This is a genomic window from Amycolatopsis marina, from assembly GCF_900111885.1.
Taxonomy (GTDB): Bacteria; Actinomycetota; Actinomycetes; order Mycobacteriales; family Pseudonocardiaceae; genus Amycolatopsis; species Amycolatopsis marina.
This window is the reverse complement of record NZ_FOKG01000006.1, coordinates 212,502-234,487: the sequence shown is the minus strand read 5'-3', so window position 1 is coordinate 234,487 and position 21,986 is coordinate 212,502. Positions and strand designations below refer to the sequence as shown.

The 21,986-nt window shown below is 68.0% G+C and carries 25 protein-coding genes and 1 pseudogene; 18 read left to right on the top strand and 8 right to left on the bottom strand.

Annotated features, from left to right (window positions below; translation table 11 throughout):
- Positions 1–388 precede the first annotated feature (388 nt).
- The 5 genes from BM199_RS12465 to BM199_RS12450 form a co-directional block, all read right to left on the bottom strand.
- Positions 389–1,537 carry a glycosyltransferase gene (locus tag BM199_RS12465; protein ID WP_091673040.1) on the bottom strand — a complete coding sequence of 383 codons (1,149 nt, stop codon included), beginning with the start codon at positions 1,535–1,537 and terminating at the stop codon, positions 389–391.
- 96 nt (positions 1,538–1,633) lie between these two features.
- A complete protein-coding gene (locus BM199_RS33285) occupies positions 1,634–2,047 on the bottom strand; it encodes a hypothetical protein (protein ID WP_143101823.1) in 414 nt (137 codons plus the stop codon).
- Positions 2,048–3,084: 1,037 nt separating this feature from the next.
- Positions 3,085–3,351: an HPr family phosphocarrier protein gene (locus BM199_RS12460; RefSeq protein ID WP_091673038.1), complete on the bottom strand. Its 267-nt coding sequence runs from the start codon at positions 3,349–3,351 to the stop codon at positions 3,085–3,087.
- Between the two features lie 36 nt (positions 3,352–3,387).
- The gene (locus BM199_RS12455; RefSeq protein WP_177242590.1) at positions 3,388–4,686 is read right to left on the bottom strand and encodes a PTS transporter subunit EIIC; all 1,299 of its coding nucleotides are present in this window, start codon (positions 4,684–4,686) and stop codon (positions 3,388–3,390) included.
- Entirely contained in the window at positions 4,683–5,462 is a 780-nt protein-coding gene (locus BM199_RS12450; protein WP_091673035.1) for a GntR family transcriptional regulator, read from the bottom strand. Before BM199_RS12450 ends, BM199_RS12455 begins: the two co-directional genes overlap by 4 nt.
- Positions 5,463–5,669: 207 nt before the next feature.
- Between BM199_RS12450 and BM199_RS12445 the strand changes: the two are divergent.
- Both BM199_RS12445 and BM199_RS12440 read left to right on the top strand, forming a co-directional pair.
- A pseudogene (locus BM199_RS12445) lies at positions 5,670–5,927 on the top strand (PTS sugar transporter subunit IIB); the annotation flags it as partial.
- A 68-nt stretch (positions 5,928–5,995) separates the two neighbouring features.
- Positions 5,996–6,406 (top strand): PTS sugar transporter subunit IIA, encoded by a 411-nt coding sequence (locus tag BM199_RS12440; protein ID WP_091673256.1) that lies wholly within the window; start codon positions 5,996–5,998, stop codon positions 6,404–6,406.
- 7 nt (positions 6,407–6,413) lie between these two features.
- Here the strand turns inward: BM199_RS12440 and BM199_RS12435 are convergent, their stop codons facing one another.
- Positions 6,414–6,872 (bottom strand): QcrA and Rieske domain-containing protein, encoded by a 459-nt coding sequence (locus BM199_RS12435; protein ID WP_091673032.1) that lies wholly within the window; start codon positions 6,870–6,872, stop codon positions 6,414–6,416.
- 280 nt (positions 6,873–7,152) lie between these two features.
- Here BM199_RS12435 and BM199_RS12430 point away from each other — a divergent pair, with 280 nt between their 5' ends.
- From BM199_RS12430 to BM199_RS12385, 10 genes are all read left to right on the top strand, one after another.
- Positions 7,153–7,521, top strand: a complete 369-nt coding sequence (locus BM199_RS12430; protein WP_091673030.1) for a hypothetical protein — start codon at positions 7,153–7,155, stop codon at positions 7,519–7,521.
- Positions 7,518–8,030, top strand: coding sequence for a sigma-70 family RNA polymerase sigma factor (locus tag BM199_RS12425; protein WP_091673028.1), 513 nt, complete (start codon positions 7,518–7,520; stop codon positions 8,028–8,030). The genes BM199_RS12430 and BM199_RS12425 overlap by 4 nt, the downstream gene beginning before the upstream one ends.
- A complete protein-coding gene (locus BM199_RS12420) occupies positions 8,027–8,725 on the top strand; it encodes an anti-sigma factor family protein (protein ID WP_091673027.1) in 699 nt (232 codons plus the stop codon). Before BM199_RS12425 ends, BM199_RS12420 begins: the two co-directional genes overlap by 4 nt.
- A 103-nt stretch (positions 8,726–8,828) precedes the next feature.
- Positions 8,829–9,518 (top strand): prepilin peptidase, encoded by a 690-nt coding sequence (locus BM199_RS12415; RefSeq protein ID WP_245788312.1) that lies wholly within the window; start codon positions 8,829–8,831, stop codon positions 9,516–9,518.
- Between the two features lie 39 nt (positions 9,519–9,557).
- Positions 9,558–10,745 carry a chorismate synthase gene (aroC, locus tag BM199_RS12410; protein WP_091673025.1) on the top strand — a complete coding sequence of 396 codons (1,188 nt, stop codon included), beginning with the start codon at positions 9,558–9,560 and terminating at the stop codon, positions 10,743–10,745.
- Positions 10,742–11,263 carry a shikimate kinase gene (locus BM199_RS12405; RefSeq protein ID WP_177242589.1) on the top strand — a complete coding sequence of 174 codons (522 nt, stop codon included), beginning with the start codon at positions 10,742–10,744 and terminating at the stop codon, positions 11,261–11,263. Before aroC ends, BM199_RS12405 begins: the two co-directional genes overlap by 4 nt.
- Complete coding sequence (gene aroB, locus BM199_RS12400; protein WP_091673023.1) at positions 11,260–12,369, top strand: 3-dehydroquinate synthase; 1,110 nt, start codon at positions 11,260–11,262, stop codon at positions 12,367–12,369. The genes BM199_RS12405 and aroB overlap by 4 nt, the downstream gene beginning before the upstream one ends.
- Positions 12,366–12,821, top strand: coding sequence for a type II 3-dehydroquinate dehydratase (aroQ, locus tag BM199_RS12395; protein WP_245788311.1), 456 nt, complete (start codon positions 12,366–12,368; stop codon positions 12,819–12,821). Before aroB ends, aroQ begins: the two co-directional genes overlap by 4 nt.
- The gene (locus BM199_RS12390; RefSeq protein WP_091673022.1) at positions 12,818–13,864 is read left to right on the top strand and encodes a GNAT family N-acetyltransferase; all 1,047 of its coding nucleotides are present in this window, start codon (positions 12,818–12,820) and stop codon (positions 13,862–13,864) included. The genes aroQ and BM199_RS12390 overlap by 4 nt, the downstream gene beginning before the upstream one ends.
- Positions 13,865–13,945: 81 nt before the next feature.
- On the top strand, positions 13,946–15,484 hold the full coding sequence (locus BM199_RS12385) for a family 43 glycosylhydrolase (protein WP_091673020.1): 1,539 nt from the start codon (positions 13,946–13,948) through the stop codon (positions 15,482–15,484).
- Here the strand turns inward: BM199_RS12385 and BM199_RS12380 are convergent.
- Positions 15,454–15,903 (bottom strand): B-4DMT family transporter, encoded by a 450-nt coding sequence (locus BM199_RS12380; protein ID WP_177242588.1) that lies wholly within the window; start codon positions 15,901–15,903, stop codon positions 15,454–15,456. The genes BM199_RS12385 and BM199_RS12380 overlap by 31 nt on opposite strands.
- Before the next feature lie 151 nt (positions 15,904–16,054).
- On the opposite strand from BM199_RS12380, the gene BM199_RS12375 reads away from it, so the two are divergent.
- From BM199_RS12375 to nusB, 3 genes are read left to right on the top strand one after another with little or no spacing between them, the layout of a single operon-like run.
- Positions 16,055–17,152 carry a M24 family metallopeptidase gene (locus BM199_RS12375; protein WP_091673247.1) on the top strand — a complete coding sequence of 366 codons (1,098 nt, stop codon included), beginning with the start codon at positions 16,055–16,057 and terminating at the stop codon, positions 17,150–17,152.
- Positions 17,153–17,194: 42 nt separating this feature from the next.
- On the top strand, positions 17,195–17,758 hold the full coding sequence (gene efp / locus BM199_RS12370; protein ID WP_091673018.1) for an elongation factor P: 564 nt from the start codon (positions 17,195–17,197) through the stop codon (positions 17,756–17,758).
- Between the two features lie 7 nt (positions 17,759–17,765).
- The gene (gene nusB / locus BM199_RS12365; RefSeq protein WP_091673016.1) at positions 17,766–18,218 is read left to right on the top strand and encodes a transcription antitermination factor NusB; all 453 of its coding nucleotides are present in this window, start codon (positions 17,766–17,768) and stop codon (positions 18,216–18,218) included.
- Positions 18,219–18,317: 99 nt separating this feature from the next.
- On the opposite strand, the gene bldD is transcribed toward nusB, so the two are convergent.
- Positions 18,318–18,806: a transcriptional regulator BldD gene (gene bldD, locus BM199_RS12360; protein ID WP_091673015.1), complete on the bottom strand. Its 489-nt coding sequence runs from the start codon at positions 18,804–18,806 to the stop codon at positions 18,318–18,320.
- Positions 18,807–19,062: 256 nt separating this feature from the next.
- On the opposite strand from bldD, the gene pyrR reads away from it, so the two are divergent.
- The 3 genes from pyrR to BM199_RS12345 are packed head-to-tail and all read left to right on the top strand — an operon-like array spanning position 19,063 to position 21,961.
- A complete protein-coding gene (pyrR, locus tag BM199_RS12355; RefSeq protein ID WP_091673014.1) occupies positions 19,063–19,662 on the top strand; it encodes a bifunctional pyr operon transcriptional regulator/uracil phosphoribosyltransferase PyrR in 600 nt (199 codons plus the stop codon).
- Positions 19,659–20,612 (top strand): aspartate carbamoyltransferase catalytic subunit, encoded by a 954-nt coding sequence (locus tag BM199_RS12350; protein WP_091673012.1) that lies wholly within the window; start codon positions 19,659–19,661, stop codon positions 20,610–20,612. Before pyrR ends, BM199_RS12350 begins: the two co-directional genes overlap by 4 nt.
- Positions 20,609–21,961, top strand: coding sequence for a dihydroorotase (locus tag BM199_RS12345; RefSeq protein ID WP_091673011.1), 1,353 nt, complete (start codon positions 20,609–20,611; stop codon positions 21,959–21,961). The genes BM199_RS12350 and BM199_RS12345 overlap by 4 nt, the downstream gene beginning before the upstream one ends.
- Positions 21,962–21,986: the final 25 nt, after the last annotated feature.

Genomic DNA, 21,986 nt, shown 5'->3' with positions numbered 1-21,986 from the left:
CCCCCCGTTCGAGTACGCGCCTAGTGTAGCCCGGTTTGTTCATGATCGTTAGGCTGACGCAGGGGCCGAAAGTAGGGAATGCGTATCCGCTGGTATTGCAACTGGGCTCGTCGAAGATCCAGATTAATCGGCGATTATGCTTCAATCAAACTTCTGGCTCGCACTGGTGCCGTACGCCGTTGAGCCTGCCGCCTCGCCCCTTGCGCGAACTTTTTGCTTAAACAGTGGAACGAAGAAACTCGATGACCAACTCTCGCTGGCGTATTGAAGTACGGAACAAAATGCGCATCATATGCCGTGTGCATGGTTATATCACCGGCACCTAGCCTTTACTTCTATAGTAGAACCCTGCTGAGCCTGTCCAATGGCCAGAAAAACAGGCGATGAGTTACCAAGTTCTCAAATTTGAGGATTGAAAGAAGGCGTCAGTCCAGGGCTCGCAAAGCGCGCGGTAACTTTCGGCATCCGACCTACTCTTGATTTTTCTCAGAATAGCGACGATAAGAGCATCCAAGTGGCGGCCTGCCGGATCGATTGTGCTGGCCGACAGCAGTTCGTCCTCGCGCCGGAGTGCTATTGTACGTAGTAAACCGCTATCGGTCACCACGCCGTTGAATAGCTCGGCGACTGAACGAAAATAATGGGCGTCTGGGCTATTGCCTTGATCGATCCGGTCTAACTCTTCACAAAAGCGGTGCACGGTGGACCAGTCGCCCATGGTGCCAAGTCCTTGGCAAGCGATGCAGAGTGCTCGGCGGTAGTAGTGCCGAGCACTGAGGCGGTCGCCGGTTGTAGGGCTCTGTTCAGAGAGGTCTTTCAGGGCCGTGCATAGGTCGATCAACTGCGCGTGATCAAGGGTGGAAAGCCCGTCGCGAACGGTGAAATATAACCATCTAGGGTTGTCTGGTTCATCCTTGCGGGCGGCATTCAATAAACGAAGATTGCGGCTTCTTTTGCTTTTTTCGTTTACCACGGCCTGGTCGTACCCGTCATGGTGGAACACGACGTCTAAGCTGGCCAAATCTACCGGCTCATCGATCGTTCCTCGGAGCACCGGGTATTCATGTACTGCACCACGGTAGCGGATCCCGCTGTCGGCCTTGAAGATGCGGGGAACGTCCTCAATAGTCACTTCCCGACCGACATGTTTGATAATCGGCGCAAGTGTCAGGCGGTCAGAATTCCGAGTACCGGTCAGTGAAGCTAGGTGCCTTCTCAGTTGTTCGGATGAATGTTCGTCGAGCCACTCATCGGCATCAAGGAAGACTATCCACCCGCTCCCGACGATCTCAATGGCGGAGTTTCGCATTTCGCCAAAAGAATCTGGCCACGGTAACTGGCTCAACTGAACACCATGATGGGTGTATTTGTCTACTATTTCGATAGTTTTGTCCACTGATCCGGTGTCAACGACAACGATATTGTCAAATCCACGTCCTATCACGCTATCCAGGCAGCGCGTGAGGCAACGCTCCTCGTCCCGCGTGGGAACAACGACGGTCACAGGACAGGCCAGACCATCCATGGTGAACCCCATTCTCTGAAAAATGAACGTAGGTGCTTACCTTGCGAATTCATCAGGTAAGCACCTACGGGCTCAAATCTTAAGTATCTAACTGTTCACGTGACGGTTTCAGGCGCAAACCTGAGTGGTTCTACCAGGATCGGTGCCACAGCCAAGATCAAGGAGTTCACTCCAGAACGAGTAGCAAGTCCTGATCCCTCCTGGTCCCGAAGGCCACGAAGAGCGGAAATAGTGATTGTATCCGCCGATGCCGCAGGACTTGAAATGATCCCGAGGAATAGGATTAGGGATGCCGCAACTGGATTCCACTGAAACTGGGGTTTCAGAGGTGATTGCGTAAGCGGTGGAATTGAACAATGTGGAAAAGGAAGCGCTTGCCGCCATTACCGCGGCGGCCACAGCCATTCTCTTAATCGACTTTTTTGATTTCCCCTTGTGTTCGTCGGAAATAGTGCGGTCTAGCTTCGTTGTGGTCAGGTTGGCCTCGATGCTGTCGAGGAACGCCAGACGTTCCGCGTTCATACTGGTTGCCTCCGAATACCCAGCTGGACGTTAACGTGACCGACGCTATCCGGCCACGCTGTCATATCGCTTACATCCCTCTATTGTCGTGTTTTGTGCCACTCGACGACGCTTCGGTAAGGGTCAATGGTCCACGTGGATGACGTACGGTTACTCTCGGAAGTTAGTGTGTTCTTAGTCGACGGTTAGCGGCAGAGCGTGCTTGTCTGGTAATGAGCAGGCGCCAGAAATGGGAAGTTGACGTATTGGCAACGTTGACAGGGTAGGTTGCCCGGTTCCCAGGCCAAAGGAGATCGTCGATCCAGCCACCTGGAGCTGCCCGAAGACCAGTTCCACGAGCGCGCCCGACCGGTTGCACTTCCGACATCCGCAGTAGTCTCGCGCAGATGACCCGAAGGCAGCAGACATGCTGGCTACACCTGCGAGACGATTGGCTAGGAAGCAGACAGATTGTCAGTCAACGCAACGATCTGCGCCCAGGCCAGGGTGATCACCTGGTGCCGCGATAACCGCCGGTTCAGGCCCAACGCATTGGCCTGTTTGGTGTCATTTCACCGTGCACTGAGTGCGGTGCTGGGTGTCGAGTCAGGAATCCCACCGGGCCTGGCTGGTGGGGGCGATCAACTGGTTGTGGCGGCCCGCCGCCTTAGGGCGCACACATCAGATGAAGCCGTCGTCATATGGCAGTCGACAGTCCCGAGCGCTGCTCGGGAGTAACCGCAATGGCACCGCACCCGCGTCCGCGATCGCCGCTGGTCATTTCCTAAGAACTCCGGCCGCCGGTCCACGTACTGCTCTACGGACAAAATCGGCACCCGTCTAAACTAGGAGATGATCTTTGCCGCATCTTTCATCCGTGTCTCCTGCATATCTGGATGTGACGGGCAAGATGGTTCTTGGTTGGCCGCGCGAGGGGCTAAGGTCGTTCGGGTGAAGCGGGCCAACCGCGCCGTCGTAGACACTAGTTGGCTCGCCTCACCCGCTTCTGGTCAGGCTATTAGTGAATTTCTCGATGTGATGGCGAGCTGCCGGTCGTGTTAGCCGTCGAGGTCGGTCGCCACCAGTTCGGCGACGGCGTTGATCGCGTCTTCGGCGCCCTCGCCGTCGGCGCTGATGAGCACCTCGTCGCCGTGACCGGCGGCGAGGGTCATCAGGTTGAGCACGCTGCCCGCCGCGACCGGCGCTCCACCGTCCTTGGTGATGCTCACGGCCACCGACTGCGCCGCAGCAGCCTTGGCGACCAGTGCGGCCGGCCTGGCGTGCAGGCCTACCTTGCTCGCGACCGTCACTCGCCTCTCGGGCATGGTGTTCCTTTCGACTCGTACTGCGCCTGGGGCATGCTAGGACTTGGTGCTACTGCCGGAATCGGCGTCGGTGGCGGTTCCGGCGGCCGAGGACGTGTCCGTCTCCGGATCGCGCGGGGTCTCCGCGGCCACGACTTCCTCGTCCTCTTCCCGGCCCGGCGTGCGCAGGTTCCACTTGGTGATCACGAACTTGAACAAGAAGTAGTAGATCGCCGCATAGACCAGGCCTATCGGGATGAGCAACCACGCCTTGCTGGCCGCGGGGGCTCCCGAGTTCAGCGCAAAGTCGATCGCGCCCGCTGAGAAAAAGAACCCGAGATGGATGTCGAGCGCGTTCACCAATGCCAGGGAGATACCGGTGAGCACCGCATGCAGAATGTAGAGCGGGAACGCGACGAACATGAACGCGAACTCGAGCGGCTCGGTCACACCGGTCAGGAACGAGGTCAGCGCGGCGGAGAGCATCAGGCCACCGACGACCTTCTTCTGACTCGGCTTCGCGGTTTGCCAGATCGCCAACGCAGCGGCGGGCAGGGCGAACATGAAGATCGGGAAGAACCCGGTCATGAACGCGCCGGCCTCGGGGTCGCCGTTAAAGAAGTTAGTGATATCGCCGCCATCGAAGATGAGCCAAACCGGCACGTTCAGCAGTTGGTGTAGGCCGATTGGGATCAGCAAGCGGTTTAGCATGCCGTAGATTCCCCCGCCGACGACCGGATCGCTGGTGACTGCCTCGCCGATGTTCTGCATTCCCGCATCGATCACCGGGAAGATCAGGCCGAAGAGCACGCCGACGAAGATCAGCACGAACGAGTTGATGATCGGCACGAACCGGCGGCCACCGAAGAACGCCAGGTACGACGGGAGCTTGATCCGGTGGAATCGCTGCCACAGCACCGCGGTCACCAGGCCGACGACGATGCCGCCGAGCACGGAGTACGGCCACTTGATCGGTTGCAGGTACCAGCCCTCGCCGAAGCCCTCGAGCGAGTCGATGGGCGCGAAGACCTGCACCACCTTGTTGAACACCACGAAGCCGACCACGGCGGCCACACCGGTGGAGCCGTCGCCCTTGCGGGCGAAGCCGACGGCGATACCAACGGCGAACAGCAGTGGCAGGAAGTCGAAGAGTCCGCCACCGGCAGCGGCGAGAACCTCGGCGACCTTGTTCCACCCCAGCCCTTCCGCGCCGAGCATGTCAGGTGCGCCCAAGCGAGCCAGCAGGCCGGCGGCGGGCAGGGTGGCGATGGGCAGCATCAGGCTGCGGCCGAAGCGTTGCAGCCCGGCCATTCCCTTGCGCTTACCCTTCGCCCCCGCTGTTTGGGTGGCGCTCATCGGGTACCTCCATGTTGTGCAGGGCGGCCGGAATCCGGGTCATTCCGATCCAACTGCATGGTCACCTGGTAGTGATCTCCCCGGTACCAGGACGTCATGTCCTCCACGGGCTCCCCGCGCATGCTGGAGACCCTGCGGAAGACGAGCAGCGAGCTGCCGGTGCGAATACCCAGCAGTCGTGCGGTTTCGGCGTCGGCCGACTCCGCCCAGACGGTCTGCCTGGCGTGGTCGAGACGGATGCCGTATGTGGCGGCGAGCTGTGCGTAGAGCGACTGGGTGAGGTCCAGCTCCGGCATGCCGGCCACCCTGCTCGCGTGGTACCAGCCCCGTTCCACGGCCAGCGGCACGCCGTCGGCCCTGCGCAGCCTGCGCAGGCGGTACGCGCACTCGCCCTCGGGCAGCCCGAGGGCGCTGAGTGTCGGCGTTGGCGGGATTTCGCGCGTGATGCCGAGTAGTTCGGTGGTCGGCATGAGGCCGCGGCGGCGCATGTCGTCGGTGAACGACATCAGGTACAGCTGCAGGTCCATCCGCTTGGTGGCGGTGAACGTGCCCTTGCCGCGCGCTCGGGTGAGCAGTCCCTCGTCGACCAGTTTCCCGATCGCCGACCGGACGGTCAGCCGGGAGACGTCGTAGCGCTCGGCCAGCTCGCGTTCGGACGGAATGGGCGAGCCGGGTGGAAGCTCTCCCTCGATCGTGCGGCGCAGAATTTCCCGCAGCTGCGCGTGTTTCGGCGTCGGGCCGTCCGCGACACGATCGGCGCCGGTGTCGATTCCCATTCCGGCACCTCCGTTCCTGGCATACCCTGTCCGCGCTCGACACGCGCTAACGTTGATTGGTACGTTCCGGTCTAGACCATTCGCTGATGGGGCAGAATGCTCCGTCACTCGAAAGGTGTCAACCACCGTTATGGGTTCGTGTTGCGCCGGTGGCGCGCGAGGCGGCGAACGGCGTAGTAATGCTCACGCGAGGGCAGAGATGCCGAAGATCAGACCAGGGAGGCCGCTGTGGCGGACGAAAGGCCGGAGAAGATTCTTGCTGCGCTCGGTGGCGCCGACAACGTGATCGAGATCGAGGGCTGCATCACCCGGCTGCGGTGCGAGCTGGAGGACGGCTCGGTCGTGGACGAGGCGGCGCTGAAGAAGCTCGGCGCGCACGGCGTGATGAAGGCCGGTTCGGTGGTACAGGTGATCGTCGGACCCGAGGCCGACAACATCGCCAGCGACATCCAGGACCTGCTGTGACGGCGGCGCCGGAGGCACCGGGTTCCGGCCTCGTCGTGCTGAGCCCGGTCTCCGGTGCCGTCGTCGCGATGACCGAGGTTCCCGACCCGGTGTTCGCCGAGGCCATGGTCGGGCCGGGCGTCGCGGTACAGCCCGGTGGCGGTGCCGCGGACGCGGTCGCGCCGGTCGACGGCACCGTGGTCACGCTGCACCCGCACGCGTTCGTCGTCGCGACCGAGGAGGGCAGGGCGGTGCTCGTGCACCTGGGCATCGACACGGTGAAGCAGAAGGGCGAGGGCTTCACCCTGCACGTGGTGAAGGGGGAGACGGTACGGGCGGGTCAGCCGATCGTCGGCTGGAACCCGGACGACGTCGCCGCCGCCGGGTACTCGCCGATCGTGCCGGTGGTTGCGCTCGACGCGAGCCAGGACGCGGTCGGAACCCCGGTCATCGGGACCGACGTCGCCTCCGGCGAACGGCTGTTCAGCTGGACCGGCTGACCCTCCTTCAGCCCGCGACCACGTTGCCGCCATCGACCGTGACCGCGACGGACGGCAGCGGCCGGTCCGCGGGCCCGTTGCGCACCTCGCCGGTCAGCGCGTCGAACACCGAGCCGTGACAGGGGCAGCGCAACTCGGCTCCCTCTGGCTGGACCTTGCAGCTCTGATGGGTGCAGATGGCACTGAACGCGGCGGCCGTGGTTTCGGTCGGCCGCGAGACGATGATCTCCTCGTCGTCCGGGGTGGTGACAGCGGTGGCCTCGCCCACCGGGATGTCGGCGAGCACGGCCAGTGTCGCGCCCGAGGTCGGAGTGGGCGTCGAGCCCGGCTGCTGGCTGTCGCCGTCCCCGTCCCCCGCGGCGCAGGCCGTGACGGTGAAGGCGGTGCCGGCCGTGACGGCGCCGACAGCTCCGACGGTGATCGCGCGGCGACGGGAGTGGAGTCCGGAGTTCGGTTTGGCAGTCATGCCCGTTATCACGGCGCGGTGCCCCCTTCGGTTCAATTCCGTTGAGAATTGAACCTGATCGGGGTGGCTGTCGTGTACTGAGGGAAGGCGCGAGAACACTTCGGACACAGGAGGGTTACTCACAAGTCGGTAGACGGGGCCGCCCCGGAGAGGCTCTGCTGCGGCATGCTGTTTGGCCGCAGTAGGGGCGGTCGTGGCTGCCGACTGCAGGTGAGACGCGTGCGTGACCGCACGTCGGCGGTGAGGAACCCGACTTATGAATAGGACACAGGAGCGGGCGATGATCTTCGGGGTACTGCGGTTGCTGGTGATCGCCGGTCTGCTCGGCTCGGCCTGGGTACACCTGGTGGTGTGGCTGGACTGGGCCCGCGACGTGGCGGTCGTCGGCCCGCTGTTCCTGGTCAACGTCGTGGCGGGAGTCGTGATCGCCGTGGCGGTCGCGGTCTGGCGTCACCACTGGCTGCCCCCGCTGGCGGCCGCCGGATTCGGCGCCGCCACGCTCGGCGCCTACGTGCTCTCGCTGACCGTCGGGTTCTACGGCGTTCAGGAGCAGTTCCGCACCTCCGCCGAGGTCTGGGGTGTGGTGACCGAGGTGGTCTGTGTGGTCGGTGGCCTGCTGCTGTTGCTGCCGCGGGCACGGCGCGAATGAAGGGCGAGGCCGAGGACCGGCTGATGCGTGCGCTGCACGACGAGCACGCCTCGGCCCTGTCGTTCTACGCCCTGCGCCTCACCAACGGAGATCGGGCGCGCGCCGAGGACGTCGTTCAGGAGACGTTGTTCAGGGCATGGCGGCACCCCAGGGTGCTCGACCAGCGCGACGGATCGGCCAGGGCCTGGCTGTTCACCGTCGCGAGGCGGATCGCGATCGACGGGTGGCGTTCCGCGGCGGCCCGCTCGGAGGTGCCCACCGAGGCGCCGCCGGAACTGTCCGAACCCGACGGCACCGAACGCGCCGTCCAGGGTTGGCTGGTGGCCGACGCCGTGGCCGAACTGTCGGCGCGACACCGCGAGGTGCTCGGGCTCTGCTTCTTCCAGGGGCTCTCGGTCGCCGACGCGGCGGCCCGCCTTGGCGTCGCCGAGGGCACCGTCAAGTCCAGGACGCACTATGCGCTGCGGGCGCTGCGGCTGATTCTCGAGGAGAAGGGGGTGACCAGATGAGCGAGCCGGTGCGCGACCAGCACGATCCCTTCGCCGAGTTCGACGCCGCCTACCTGCTCGGCGCGCTCTCCCCTGAGGACCGCGCCGCGTACGAGGAGCATCTGACCTCCTGTGTTGAGTGCTCCCGCTCCGTCGGGGAGCTCGCAGGTCTGCCGGGACTGCTGGCCCAGGCCGACCCTCCTGTGCTGGTGTCGGCGGAGGATCGGTCGTTCGAGGTGCCCGGCGGCGAGCAACCCGAGCCGCTGAGTTCGCTCGCCGCGCGGGTACGGCGGTCGCGGAAACTGCGGCGGCTCGGTCTCGTGGGAACCGCCGCACTGGCGCTGGCGGCCTGCTGCGCCGTGGTGGTCCTGCTGGCGCGCCCGCCGGTCACGGGAGCGGGCGACGGGGTGGCCGCGGCACCGATGGCCCCGCTGGGCCCCTATCCCGTCCAGGCGAGTCTCAGCATCACCGAGACCGGCTGGGGCACCAAGATCGACATGTCCTGCAGCTACGGGGGCGAGGCCGCCGGAGACTACGTCCTCGTCGCGGTCGGCCCGGACGGGCGCGTGCGGGATCAGCTTGCTTGGTGGCACGCGCTGCCGCAGGACACGGCCCGGATGTCGGTCGGCACCGAGTTGCGGCGCGCGAACATCGGTGCGCTTGAGGTGCGCACCGGTTCGGGCATGCCGGTCCTGCGGTCGGTGGTCGCCCCCTGAGTCATCGCCCGGTCGAGTGGTTCTGGGTCGGTTAGGGAGCGAACGGTCCGTTCGCTCCCTGGCGTGCTTGCCGGTCGGCGGCGAGCGGTGTGATGTGGTGTCGGTGAACTGGACGACAGCGGTGACAGACCTGACGGCGGTGGTGGCGGTGCTGGGCCTCGCCGCGGCGGGAGGGGGCGCGGGCAGGCTCGCGCGGTGGGCGCTGGTCCGGTCCTCGAGCCCGGCGCCGCTCAGGGCGGGTCCGTGCGAGGCAGGTACCGCGCTCTGCTGGCTCCTGCTGGCCTGGCTATGGCAGACGGGCATCCTTCCCGGATGGTGGCTGCCGGTTCCGCTGGCACTCACCGCGCTCGGGATCCCGCTGGTGTACGCGGACCTCCGGTACCGGCGGCTGCCGGACGTGCTCACGCTGTCCGCCTACCCGATCCTCGCATTCGGGCTGACCGTCGCCGCGGCCACCGGAACACGACCCGGCCTGCTCTGGCGGGCGCTCGTCGTGGCCGTCCTGTTCGGCGGCGCGCACGCCGTGGTGCACGCGCTCGCCCCCACCGCGCTCGGAGCGGGAGACGTGAAGCTCGCGGGCAGCCTCGGTGGCGTGCTCGGTGCCTCTGGCTGGGCAGCCGCGCTGGTCGCCGCCTTCCTCGCCGCCGTTGTGACCTCGATGTTCGCCGGAGTGGCAGCGCTGGCCGGGCACCGCCGGTGGCGGTCGGGGATACCGCACGGACCTGGCCTGCTGCTGGCCGTCACCCTGGTCGCGGTGGCCGGAGTCCGGTACGGCGGCGGTCCGGACGGGTAGCTGAACGGCCGACGGTGTGCGCGTGACAGGATCGTTGCTGTGTTGCGCTGGATAACCGCAGGTGAATCGCACGGCCCCGCACTGGCCGCCGTGCTCGAGGGCATGGTGGCCGGAGTCGAGGTCACCACCACCGACGTGAGTGAGCAACTCGCTCGCAGGAGGCTCGGTTTCGGCCGCAGTCCCCGGATGGGCTTCGAGACCGACCGGATCGAGTTCGTGGGCGGGGTGCGGCACGGCCGCACCCAGGGCGGGCCGGTGGCGGTGCAGATCGAGAACGCCGAGTGGCCCAAGTGGGACAAGGTCATGGCCGCCGATCCCGTCCCGCGGGAGGAGCTGGCCGGGCTCGCGCGCAACGAGCCGCTCACCAGGCCGAGGCCGGGGCACGCCGACCTGCCGGGCATGCAGAAGTACGGCTTCGACGAGGCGCGGCCCGTGCTGGAGCGGGCCAGCGCCAGGGAGACCGCCTCGCGCACCGCGCTCGGCACCGTCGCCCGCGCCTACCTGCGCCAGCTGCTCGGTGTGGAGATCATCAGCCACGTCGTTTCGATCGGCGCCGCCGAGGCGCCGGAGGGCCCCCTGCCGGGGCCGGGTGACCTGGCGGCGATCGACGAGAGCCCGGTCCGCGCGTTCGGCGAGGCCGCGACCGACGCGATGGTCGCGGAGGTCGACGCGGTCCGCAAGGCTGGGGACACCGTTGGCGGGGTGATCGAGGTGATCGCCTACGGGCTGCCGCCGGGTCTCGGCTCGCACGTGCACTGGGACCGCAGACTCGACGCGCGACTCGCGGGCGTCCTGATGGGCGTGCAGGCGATGAAGGGCGTCGAGGTCGGCGACGGGTTCACCACCGCACACCGATGGGGCAGCAAGGCACACGACGAGATCGACCCCGGAACGGGGCCGGTCGGCGTCACCCGCAGGTCCAACCGGGCAGGCGGTCTTGAGGGCGGCATCACCAACGGCGAGCCGGTGCGCGTCAGGGTGGCGATGAAGCCGATCTCGACGGTGCCCCGCGCTCTGTCTACAGTGGATGTCGCGACCGGCGAGCCCGCGGTGGCCATCCACCAGCGTTCCGACGTGTGCGCGGTGCCGCGTGCCGGTGTCGTGCTCGAGTCGGTGGTGGCGCTCGTGCTCGCCGACGCCGCATTGGAGAAGTTCGGCGGGGACTCGCTCATCGAGAGCAAGCGCAACGCCGACGGTTACCTGCGTGCGCTGGAGGAGCGCTGGTGAGCCCACGGGCGGTGGTCGTCGGACCGCCCGGGTCGGGCAAGTCGACCGTGGGCAGGATGCTGGCCGACCTGCTGGACGTGCCGTTCCGCGATTCCGACGAGGACGTGGTGCGGCACACCGGGCGGTCCATTTCGGACATCTTCACCGAGGACGGCGAGCCCGCTTTCCGATCGCTGGAGGCGGAACTCGTTGCCGTCGCACTCGCGGAGCACGACGGCGTTCTGGCGCTGGGCGGCGGAGCGGTGCTCGCGGAGCGGACCAGGGAGCTGCTGGCGGGCCACACCGTCGTGTTCCTCAACGTCGGCATGGCCGAGGGTGTCCGCAGGACGGGGATGAGCAGCGCCCGGCCGTTGCTCACCGGAGTAAACCCCAGGGCCACATACAAGGCACTGCTCGACGCCCGGCTCCCGGTCTACCGGGCGGTCGCCACGGTCGAGATGGACACCGACGCCCGCACACCGCGCGCGGTGGCCACAGCCATCATGGAGAAACTCGAGACAGGACGGAGCACACGGTGAACGACCCGGTCCGCATCGAGGTCGCGACCGACCGGCCATACCCGGTCGTGGTCGGCAGGGGTCTGCTCGGCGACCTGACCGAGACGCTGCGGGACGCGTCCGCAGTGGCACTGATCCACCCCCCGACGCTGATCACGACGGCCGAGGCCATCAGGGAAGAACTCGCCGCTGCCGGCCTCGACGCGCATCGCGTGGAGATCCCGGACGCCGAGGATGGCAAGGCGTACTCGGTGGCCGCGTTCTGCTGGGACGTCCTCGGGCGGATCGGGCTGGACCGGCGCGGTGTCGTGGTCGGACTCGGCGGGGGCGCGGTCACCGACCTGGCCGGGTTCGTCGCCGCCACCTGGATGCGCGGGGTCCGGTTGGTCAACGTGCCGACCACGCTGCTGGGCATGGTGGACGCGGCGGTCGGGGGCAAGACGGGGATCAACACCGACGCGGGTAAGAACCTGGTCGGGGTCTTCCACGAGCCGTCGGCGGTCTTCGTCGACCTGGCAACGCTGGAGACGCTGCCGCCCAACGAACTCGTCGCGGGAATGGCGGAGGTCGTCAAGGCCGGGTTCATCGCCGATCCCCGGATCCTGGAGCTGATCGAGCAGGACTCGGCCGCCGCGCTCGACACCCAGGGTGACGTGCTCGCCGAACTGGTCCGGCGTTCGATCCAGGTCAAGGCCGACGTGGTGGCGGCGGATCTGCGGGAGTCCGATCTGCGCGAGATCCTGAACTACGGCCACACGCTGGGCCACGCGATCGAGCGCCGTGAGCGCTACCGCTGGCGGCACGGCGCCGCGGTGAGTGTCGGCCTGGTCTTCGCTGCCGAACTCGCCCGGCTCGCGGGCAGGCTCGACGATGCGACGGCCGACCGGCATGCCACGGTCCTGCGCGCGCTCGGCTTGCCGACGACGTACGACGCGGACGCGCTTCCACAGTTGTTGGAAGGGATGCGCGGCGACAAGAAGACCCGATCCGGGGTGCTGCGGTTCGTGGTGCTCGACGGGCTGGCGAAGCCGGGCAGGCTGGAGGGTCCTGACCCCTCACTGCTGGCGGCCGCGTACTCCGCCGTCGCCGCGGAAACGCAGGGCAACGACGGGGGGATCTTCCTGTGAGCGGCGCGAGCGGGGGGACCAGGCGAGTACTGGTGCTCAACGGCCCGAATCTCGGCAGGCTCGGCACGCGGGAGCCGTCGGTGTACGGCTCGGCGACCCACGACGACCTGGTACGGCTCTGCCTGGACACCGGTGCGGAACTCGGGCTCGATGTGGACGTGCGCCAGACCGACCACGAGGGGGAGATGGTCGGCTGGCTGCACGCCGCGGCCGACGAAGGTGCTGCTGTCGTGCTCAACGCGGGAGCGTGGACCCACTACTCGATCGCGGTGCGCGACGCCGCCGCGCAGCTGAGTGGCCCGCTGATCGAGCTGCACATCTCGAACGTGCACCGGCGGGAGGAGTTCCGGCAGCACAGCGTTCTCTCCGACATCGCCACCGGCGTGATCGTCGGTCTCGGTGTCGACGGCTACGCACTGGCCCTGCGCTGGCTGGCGACGACGCCGAGGTGACGTCGGTACCGGAGTTGCGCGGCGCGCGGGTGCGCCTGCGCGGCCTCCGCGCCGAGGACACGGACGCGGTGCTGCGGGTTTTCGCGAACCCGGAGACCAGCAGGCATTTCGACGCCGATCTCGCCGATCCCGAGCAGGCCCGCGCCATGCTCGGGCGCGGGCTGGCCTACCGGGGACCAGCCGGTACGGGGCACTGGGTGATCGAATTCGACGGGACAGTGGTCGGCATCGCGTATCTGCGGCCGTCCGAGGAACTGCCCGGCGGCGTCGCCGAGATCGGCTGGTACCTCGGTTCTGATTCAAAGTCGGGTTATTCACCGATGGCGTGCGGTTGCCCTCAGATCTCACCTGCGGTCGGCAGCCACGACCACCCTCCGGGCGACCCCGTCTGCCGACTTGTGCATAACCCTCCTCAACCGCGGCACTCCGGACGCGGACTCGCTACCGAGGCAGCCGCGGTGTTGCTCGAATACGGCCTGCACGCACTGGGACTGCCTGCGGTGTGGGCGCTGATCCACGAGGACAACACGGCCAGTCTGGCGCTGGCCGACAGACTGGGTTTCGCCGACATCGGAAGCGGCGCGCACTACGGTGGCACGCACCGGGTGCGGGTCGCACTGGCCCCGGCCCGGCCCGCCGGACTGCACCACGTCGAGCTGTGGGTGGCCGACCTCCCCGCGACCGAGCGCAGCCTCGGCTGGCTCCTCGGCGAGCTCGGCTGGCGAGAGAACACCCGGTGGCGCGACGGAGTGAGCTGGCGTCTCGGTGACGTGTACATCGTGGCGGAGTGCTCGCCCGCGATCATCCCGGGTGAGCACGAACGTCGCAGACCGGGGCTGAACCACCTCGCCCTGCACGCGAGGAGCAGGGCGGACGTGGATTCGCTCGTCTCGGCCGCGCCGGACCACGGCTGGAGCCTGATGTTCGCGGAGCTACACCCGCACGCCGGCGGTCCGGAACACTACGCGGCCTTTCTCGAGGACGAGCAGGGGTTCGAGGTCGAGGTCGTCGCCCCGCCGGTTCGACGCCGTGTGTCCGCCTGACCGAGTGAAGGCCCCTTTACACTGAGGTGGGGCCCTGACCTGGCAGGGCCTGGGGGAGGCGAACGGAGGTTGTGCGGCAGTATGCGCTCTGCTCGCCGACGAACACGACCGGTCGCGGCGGCCCTGGTCGCCCTGGCCTCCGCCGCGCTCGCCGCCTGTAGTCCGAGCACCGCCCAGCCGCAGGCGGGCGGCGCCGAACCGGGCGCCGCGCGGGGCATCGAGGCCCCGGCGGACGTCCCCGAACCCCAGCCGCTCGCCGTCGACTCGGTCCGGCAGAGCGCGGGCACGGTCGCCGCGGGGGGAGCCGACGCGGTCTACAACTACGGGCCGACCGTGATGGCCGACGGTGACCGCACCCGGATGTGGTGGTGCAGCCAGTACGGCAGTGCGAAGCCCGCGGGTGACGACATCCTGTACGCGGAGGCCACGTGGACTCCGGGGGCGAAGAAGGACCTGAAGTTCACCGGTCCCGGTGGTGGCGCGGCGCCCGCGGTCTTCTCCGGCCGCCCCGGTGGCTTCGACGGCGTGCACACCTGTGACCCCTCGGTACTGCGGGTCGGGGGCACCTACTACCTCTACTACACCGGCTCCGCGGGGGACCGCGCCCACGGCAACTCCATCGGCCTCGCCACGAGCAAGGACGGCCGCAACTGGAAGCGGGTCGGGTCAGGGCCGATCCTCACGCCGGCGCACGACGTCGCGCGGGACAACGACTACGGCGCCGGTCAGCCCGCGGTGGTCCACCTGGACGGCTGGTTCTACCTCATGTTCACTGACACCAGCGGTGCGGCCGCGGGCTGGAACGGTGCGGGCCAGTTCCTGCTGCGCTCCGCCGATCCCGCCTTCGCCGGGCGGGTGGAGGCACTGGGGCCCGACGGTTTCGAGCCGGTGGCGGACACATCGGCTCCCCGGCGCGCGTCCGTGGTCGACGCCTTCAGCGCCGATCTGATGTTCGTCGACGCGCTGGACGCCTTCGCCATCGCGCACGAGACCGAGCACGGCACGACGCTGACCTTCTGGAACCGCGAGTTCACCGCGAACCCGTACCACCAGGTGCTGGTCGCGGGCCCGTGGAAGGAGGGGCCAGGGCTGTTCCGGCGTCCGGACGGTCATGCGCCGATGTCGTTGCGGGAACCGTGCAGCCGGGTGCCACTGGACGTCGTCAGGGCGACCGTCATCGGCGCGGCGAAGGCACCGACCGGGCTGCGGCATTTCGGCGCCGACCTGCACAAGGTCGACGGTTGTGGCGAGCAGGGGCGCACCCTCGGTGTGCTCGACGGACTCGCCATGCCCTCACCCGTGCGCACGATGGACCTGGTGACCGGCGGCCGCATCGTGCGGGTGGACCGGCGTTCCGTGGCGACGGAACTGGCCCGCACGGTGCTGGACCAGCGGGTGCCCGCCATCGAGGGAATTCCGGTGGCGGCACGTCTCGCGCCTGCGGCGCGCATCCTGCGGGCGAAGGGGCACGGTCTCGGCCTGCTGCTCGACGACGGCGGGCTGTGGCCGGTGGTGGGGTCCGCGGCCAGCCGGATACCGGACCTGAACGGCTCAGCCGTGGAGCAGGTCAGCGAGCGGGAGTGGGAGCGTTACCCCGCGGGGGTCGTCCTCGGCTCCTGAGTCGCGGTCTCGCCGTCGCTGTCCTCGTCCGGCTTGGCCAGTCGTCCGCCGACCAGCATGCCGAGCCCGGCAGGCACCAGGATCAGCAGCGCCGTGAACGCCGCCCCGCCGGTCAGTGCGCCCCCCAGCGCGCTGAGCCCGGTCTGGTCGACGAACAGCGACCTGCCGATGACGGTGAGCACCCCGGCGACCGGGCCCGCGATGAGGGAGCCGATGAACCACGCCCTCGCGTGGTCGGGAACCCGGAGCCAGGCGTCCAGCGCGCTCCACAGCGCGGCGGTGCCGACCAGCACCGCGACCACGGCCACGGTGACGAGATCGACCTCGGTCGGCCGGAACACGGTGACCTTGGCGAGAACGACGGCGGCGATGGCATGCAGCACGGCCATGACGAGGCCGCGGATCAACCAGGACGGCATCGCCCCACTGTAGGCGCAGGCAGGACCGCATGCCCCGGCGCCCGAGTGGCTTCCGGTGGATCGCCGCGTTTTTGTGACCCGCGAGTAGGTACTGGTGTCTCTGCTCCGGATGGACGTGAGCATCTGTCCGCGCGACCTCTAAGCTGACGTGGTGCCGCACCTTCACGCGATCCGGCGAACAGCACTGCGCGACCTGTTGCGGGAGTCCGAGCTGGACGCCCTGCTGGTCACCGACCTGCTGAACATCCGCTACCTGACCGGTTTCACCGGATCCAACGCCGCCCTGCTCGTGCACGCCGAATCCGAGACGGAGACCGTCTTCTGCACCGACGGCCGGTACACCGCGCAGGCCGAGGCCGAACTCCCCGATCTCGAGCGCGAGATCCAGCGTCCGAGCGCGGACGCTCTCGTGGGTCGTGCCGCCGCGCGCCGCGACCGGTTCGCCCGCACCGGGTTCGAGAGCCAGCACGTCTCGGTGGAGCAGCATGCCACGTTCGCCGGCCTCGCCGACGGAGTGGAACTGGTGCGCGCCCCCGGTTTCGTGGAGCGGCTGCGCCTGGTCAAGGACGACGAGGAGGTCGATGCCCTCCGTGCGGCCTGTGCCGCGGCCGACAACGCGCTCGCCGATCTGATCCAGTACGGCGGGCTGCGGGCGGGCCGCACCGAGCGGGAGGTGGCACGGGAACTGGAGGGGCGGATGCTCGACCACGGCTCCGCCGGGGTGTCGTTCGAATCGATCGTGGCCGCGGGGGCCAACTCCGCGATCCCGCACCACCGGCCCACCGGTGCTGTGCTGACCACCGGTGACCTGGTCAAACTCGACTTCGGGGCCACTGTGGACGGCTATCACTCGGATATGACCCGCACGGTGGTGCTCGGCGAGCCCGCGCACTGGCAGCGCGAGCTCTACGACCTGGTCCACCGGGCGCAGGCCGCGGGCTGCGCGGCTGTCGGTGTGGGCGTGGAAGTGGCCGAGGTGGACCGCGCGGCACGTGCGCTGATCGAGGCCGCGGGCCACGGCAAGTACTTCACCCACGGCCTCGGCCACGGTGTCGGGCTGCAGGTCCATGAGGCACCGAGTCTGGCCGCGACCGGCGTCGGTACACTGACCGCCGGTATGGCGGTCACCGTCGAACCTGGCGTCTACCTCGCCGGTCGTGGTGGCGTGCGCATCGAGGACACGCTCGTCGTGCGGGACGGCACGCCCGAAATCCTCACCCTGAGCACCAAGGAACTCGTGGTCGTCTAGAGCACGGCCCGCCCCGGAACACATACAGGAGATCTCACACCCGTGGCCACCACCAACGACCTCAAGAACGGACTCGTCCTCAACCTGGACGGTCAGCTCTGGTCCGTCGTGAACTTTCAGCACGTCAAGCCGGGCAAGGGAGGCGCGTTCGTCCGCACCACGCTGAAGCACGTGCTGTCCGGCAAGGTCGTTGACAAGACGTTCAACGCAGGCACGAAGGTCGACACCGCGACGGTGGACCGGCGGACGATGACCTATCTCTACAGCGACGGCACGGACTTCGTGTTCATGGACTCGGACACGTTCGACCAGATCACCGTGCCGAAGGAGATCGTCGGCGACTCGGCCAACTTCCTCCTGGAGAACACCGAGGTCCAGGTCGCCGTGCACGAGGAGGCGCCGCTGTACGTCGAGCTGCCGACCTCGGTCGAGCTGATCGTCCAGCACACCGATCCCGGCCTGCAGGGTGACCGCTCCACCGGCGGCACCAAGCCGGCGACACTGGAGACGGGCGCGGAGATCCAGGTGCCGTTGTTCCTCACCACCGGTGAGAAGGTCAAGGTCGACACGCGCGACGGCCGGTACCTCGGCCGTGTCTCGAGCTGACGAGCGGATGACCACCCGGAACACACCCCAGCGGGGCGGCCCGATCGGCCGTCGCGCCGCCCGCAAACGGGCCGTCGAAATTCTGTACGAGGCCGCCCAGCGGTCGTCCGACGCGGTGACGCTGCTGTCGGAGCGCGTCGGCACGGTCGATGCCGACGTGATCGCCGATTACACGATCACCCTGGTAGAGGGGGTGACGGCACAGCAGGAGCGCATCGACGAACTGCTTGCCGAGCACGCACAGGGCTGGTCGCTGGAGCGGATGCCGGTGGTGGATCTCGCGGTGCTCCGGGTCGGCGTCTACGAGCTGTTGTGGGCCACCGACGTGCCGGACCCGGTCGCGATCGACGAGGCCGTCGGCATCGTGAAGGAACTGTCCACCGACGACTCACCGCGGTTCGTCAACGGGGTGCTCGGGCGGATCGGCAACATCGCCGATCGGCTGCGGGCGATTCTCTAGGTCTGTCGCCGCGACGCAGGCGGTAGTTCGTCGACGAGTTCCCATACCGCTCGGTACGGGAACTCGTCGACGAACTACCGCCGGTGCGGTTCCGGCCGGTCACTCCTCTTTGGCAGGCCGGGCTTCCGGAGGAAGCACACCCCAGTCGATGAGCTGCTCGGTCAGCTCGCCGGGGGTCATGTCGTAGATGATGGCCAGTGAACGCAGGTCTTCGGTCCGGATCGAGAGGACCTTGCCGTTGTAGTCGCCGCGCTGGCTCTGGATGGTGGCGGCGTAGCGAGCGAGTGGACCGACCTTCTCAGCGGGCAGTTGCTGCAGACGTTCCAGGTTGATTACGATTTTCGTGGCGGGCTCCGCGCCGGACGGAACTCGACCCTCCGGCAGCAGTTCGACCACGGGAACGCCGTAGAAGTCGGCCAGCTCGGCCAGCTTCTGGACGGTGACGGCGCGGTCACCGCGCTCGTAGGAACCGACCACGACCGCCTTCCAGCGCCCTCCGGACTTCTGCTCGACTCCGTGCAGGGACAGGCCCTGCTGCTGGCGGATCCCGCGGAGCTTGGCCCCGAGCGCCTTGGCGTAATCGCCCATCTGGTGGTTCTCCGTTTCTTCGCCCCGTTCGGTCGGGATGACCGCCGGGGGACCTCTGAGTCGAATACTCAGAGTAATGGTTACGCGTTGTCGTCACCAGGTCAAGCAGATCATCGTGGGACAGTGGTGACCGCGAAGGACACCACCCGGAAGGCTGAGCGGTCTGTCCTGCTAACCTCAGGTCGATTTCCAGGCCAACCAGGCACATCGACGTCCTTTAAGGACCCGTCCAGTGAGGCGGGGAAGGAGGTCCACCGTGGCGCCACGTCCACGTGGCGCGACGGAACCGGCCATGGAGCGCGAGCTCCTCTCGGCCGGCGACGTCGCGCGCACCATCGCTCGAATGGCCCATCAGGTCATCGAGAAAACAGCACTGGGTGCTGGAGCCGGAGGCAGTGCGGCCCCACCGGTGTTGCTCGGGATTCCCACCAGGGGGACACCGCTCGCCCGCAGGCTCGCCGGGCGGATCGCCGAGTTCTCCGGCGTGGAGGTTCCCGTGGGAGCCCTTGACGTCACCCTCTATCGGGATGATCTGCGGCACAAACCGCCGCGGCCGCTCGAGGAGACCGCCCTTCCGGATAGTGGGATCGACGGCAGGACCGTGCTGCTCGTCGACGACGTGCTCTTCTCCGGACGCACCATTCGCGCGGCCCTCGACGCCCTGCGCGACCACGGTCGCCCGCGCGCCGTCCAGCTCGCCGTGCTCGTCGACCGGGGCCACCGGGAACTGCCGATCCGTGCGGACTACGTCGGCAAGAACGTCCCGACCTCCCGCAGCGAGGACGTCTCCGTGCTGCTTTCCGAAATAGACGAACGGGACGCGGTGCTGCTGCGCAGTCAGGAGGGGGACCGGTGAAGCATCTGCTCGCCACCGACGGCCTCGATGCCGCGACGGCCACCGCGGTGCTCGACACGGCCGACGAGCTCAAGCGCACGCTGCTCGGGCGCGAGGTGAAGAAGCTGCCGACGTTGCGGGGACGCACCGTCGTCACGATGTTCTACGAGAACTCCACCAGGACCAGGGTCTCCTTCGAGATCGCGGGCAAGTGGATGAGTGCCGACGTGATCAACGTCTCCGCCGCGAGTTCCTCGGTGGGCAAGGGCGAGTCGCTGCGCGACACCGCACTGACCCTGGCCGCGGCCGGCGCGGACTGCGTCATCGTCCGGCACCCCGCCTCCGGTGCGGCCCACCGGCTCTCCGGCTGGCTGGCCGAGGCGGGCACGGCCGTGGTGAACGCGGGTGATGGGACGCACGAGCACCCCACGCAGGCGTTGCTCGACGCGGCGACCCTGCGCGAACGGCTCGGCTCGCTGGCCGGCAGGCGAATCGCGATCGTCGGCGACGTCCTGCACAGCAGGGTGGCCCGTTCCAATGTGCACCTGCTGAACACGCTCGGCGCCGAGGTGGTGCTCGTCGCGCCACCGACGCTGCTGCCGCCCGGCGTGCGCAGCCTGCCCGTGACCGTGTCCCACGATCTGGACTCCGAGCTGCCCGCCCTCGACGCGGTGATGATGCTGCGCGTCCAGGCGGAGCGGATGAACGGCGGAGACGCGCCGGGGGGCAACTTCTTTCCCTCCGCCCGCGAGTACTCGATCTCCTATGGGTTGAACGAGCGCAGGATGAGCCTGCTGCCGGAGCACGCGGTCGTGCTGCATCCGGGCCCCATGCTGCGCGGCATGGAGATCGGCTCCGCCGTCGCGGACTCACCGCGCTCGGCGATCACCGAACAGGTCCGCAACGGCGTGCACGTGCGCATGGCAGTCCTTTATCACCTGCTGGCCGGAGAGGAAGAGCCGACAACGTGAGTGACGTCGTGATCAGGGGCGCACGGCCCTACGGCGAGGGACAACCGGTCGACCTGGTGATCGCCGACGGCGTCATCGTCCGGATCGACCCCGCCGACCCCGCCGCCAGCGGCACCGCCGAGACGCCCGGCGGCGAGACCGACACCACTGACACCACCGTGATCGACGCGGGTGGTCAGGTGCTGCTGCCCGGTTTCGTGGACCTGCACACGCACCTGCGTGAGCCGGGCAGGGAGGACACTGAGACGATCGCCACCGGATCGGCAGCCGCCGCGCTCGGCGGCTTCACCGCTGTGTTCGCCATGGCCAACACCGATCCGGTGGCCGACAACGCCGTCATCGTCGAACACGTGTGGCGGCTCGGGCAGGCGGCCGGACTCGTCGACGTGCACCCGGTCGGGGCCGTCACCGTCGGCCTCGCCGGGAAACGGCTGGCCGAACTGGGCACCATGGCGACGTCGGCGGCAGGGGTGCGGATCTTCTCCGACGACGGGCACTGCGTCGCGGACCCGTTGATCATGCGCAGGGCGCTGGAGTACTCCACCGCACTCGACGTGGTCGTCGCCCAGCACGCGGAGGAGCCGAGACTCACCGTCGGCGCGCAGGCACACGAGGGCGAGCGGGCCGCGCGTCTGGGCTACCCCGGTTGGCCCGCGTCGGCGGAGGAGTCGATCGTCGCGCGGGACTGCCTGCTCGCGCTGCACGCCGAGGCCCGGCTGCACGTCTGCCACGTCTCCACCGCGGGAACCGCGGACGTGCTGAGCTGGGCGAAGGCCAGGGGCACCCGGGTGTCGGCCGAGGTGACGCCGCACCACCTGCTGCTCACCGACGAGCGGCTGGCCAGTTACGACCCGGTGAACAAGGTCAACCCGCCACTGCGCACCGGCGGCGACGCCGAGCGTCTGCGCGCGGCACTGGCCGAGGGGATCATCGACTGCGTCGCGACCGATCACGCCCCGCATGCCGCCCAGGACAAGGACTGCGAGTGGGCCGCGGCGAAGCCGGGCATGCTCGGCCTGCAGACGGCGCTGTCGATCGTGACCGAGACCATGGTCCGTCCCGGCCTGCTGGACTGGCGCGGTGTCGCCAGGGTCATGAGCGAGCGGCCCGCGGAGGTCGCCGGGCTGCCCGACCAGGGCCGCCCGATCGCCGTCGGCGAGCCGGCCAACCTGACGCTGGTCGACCCGGACGGCGAGTGGACGGTCCGCGGCACCGAACTCGCCAGCATCGCGCAGAACACCCCCTACGAGGGAATGCGGCTGCCCGGCGTGGTGAGCGCCACCCTGTTGCGCGGGCGAGTCACCGCTCGCGAGGGGAAAATCGTGAACATGCTGAATAGGACACCGTGAGGGTTAATCAGAACGACCTAGCGAC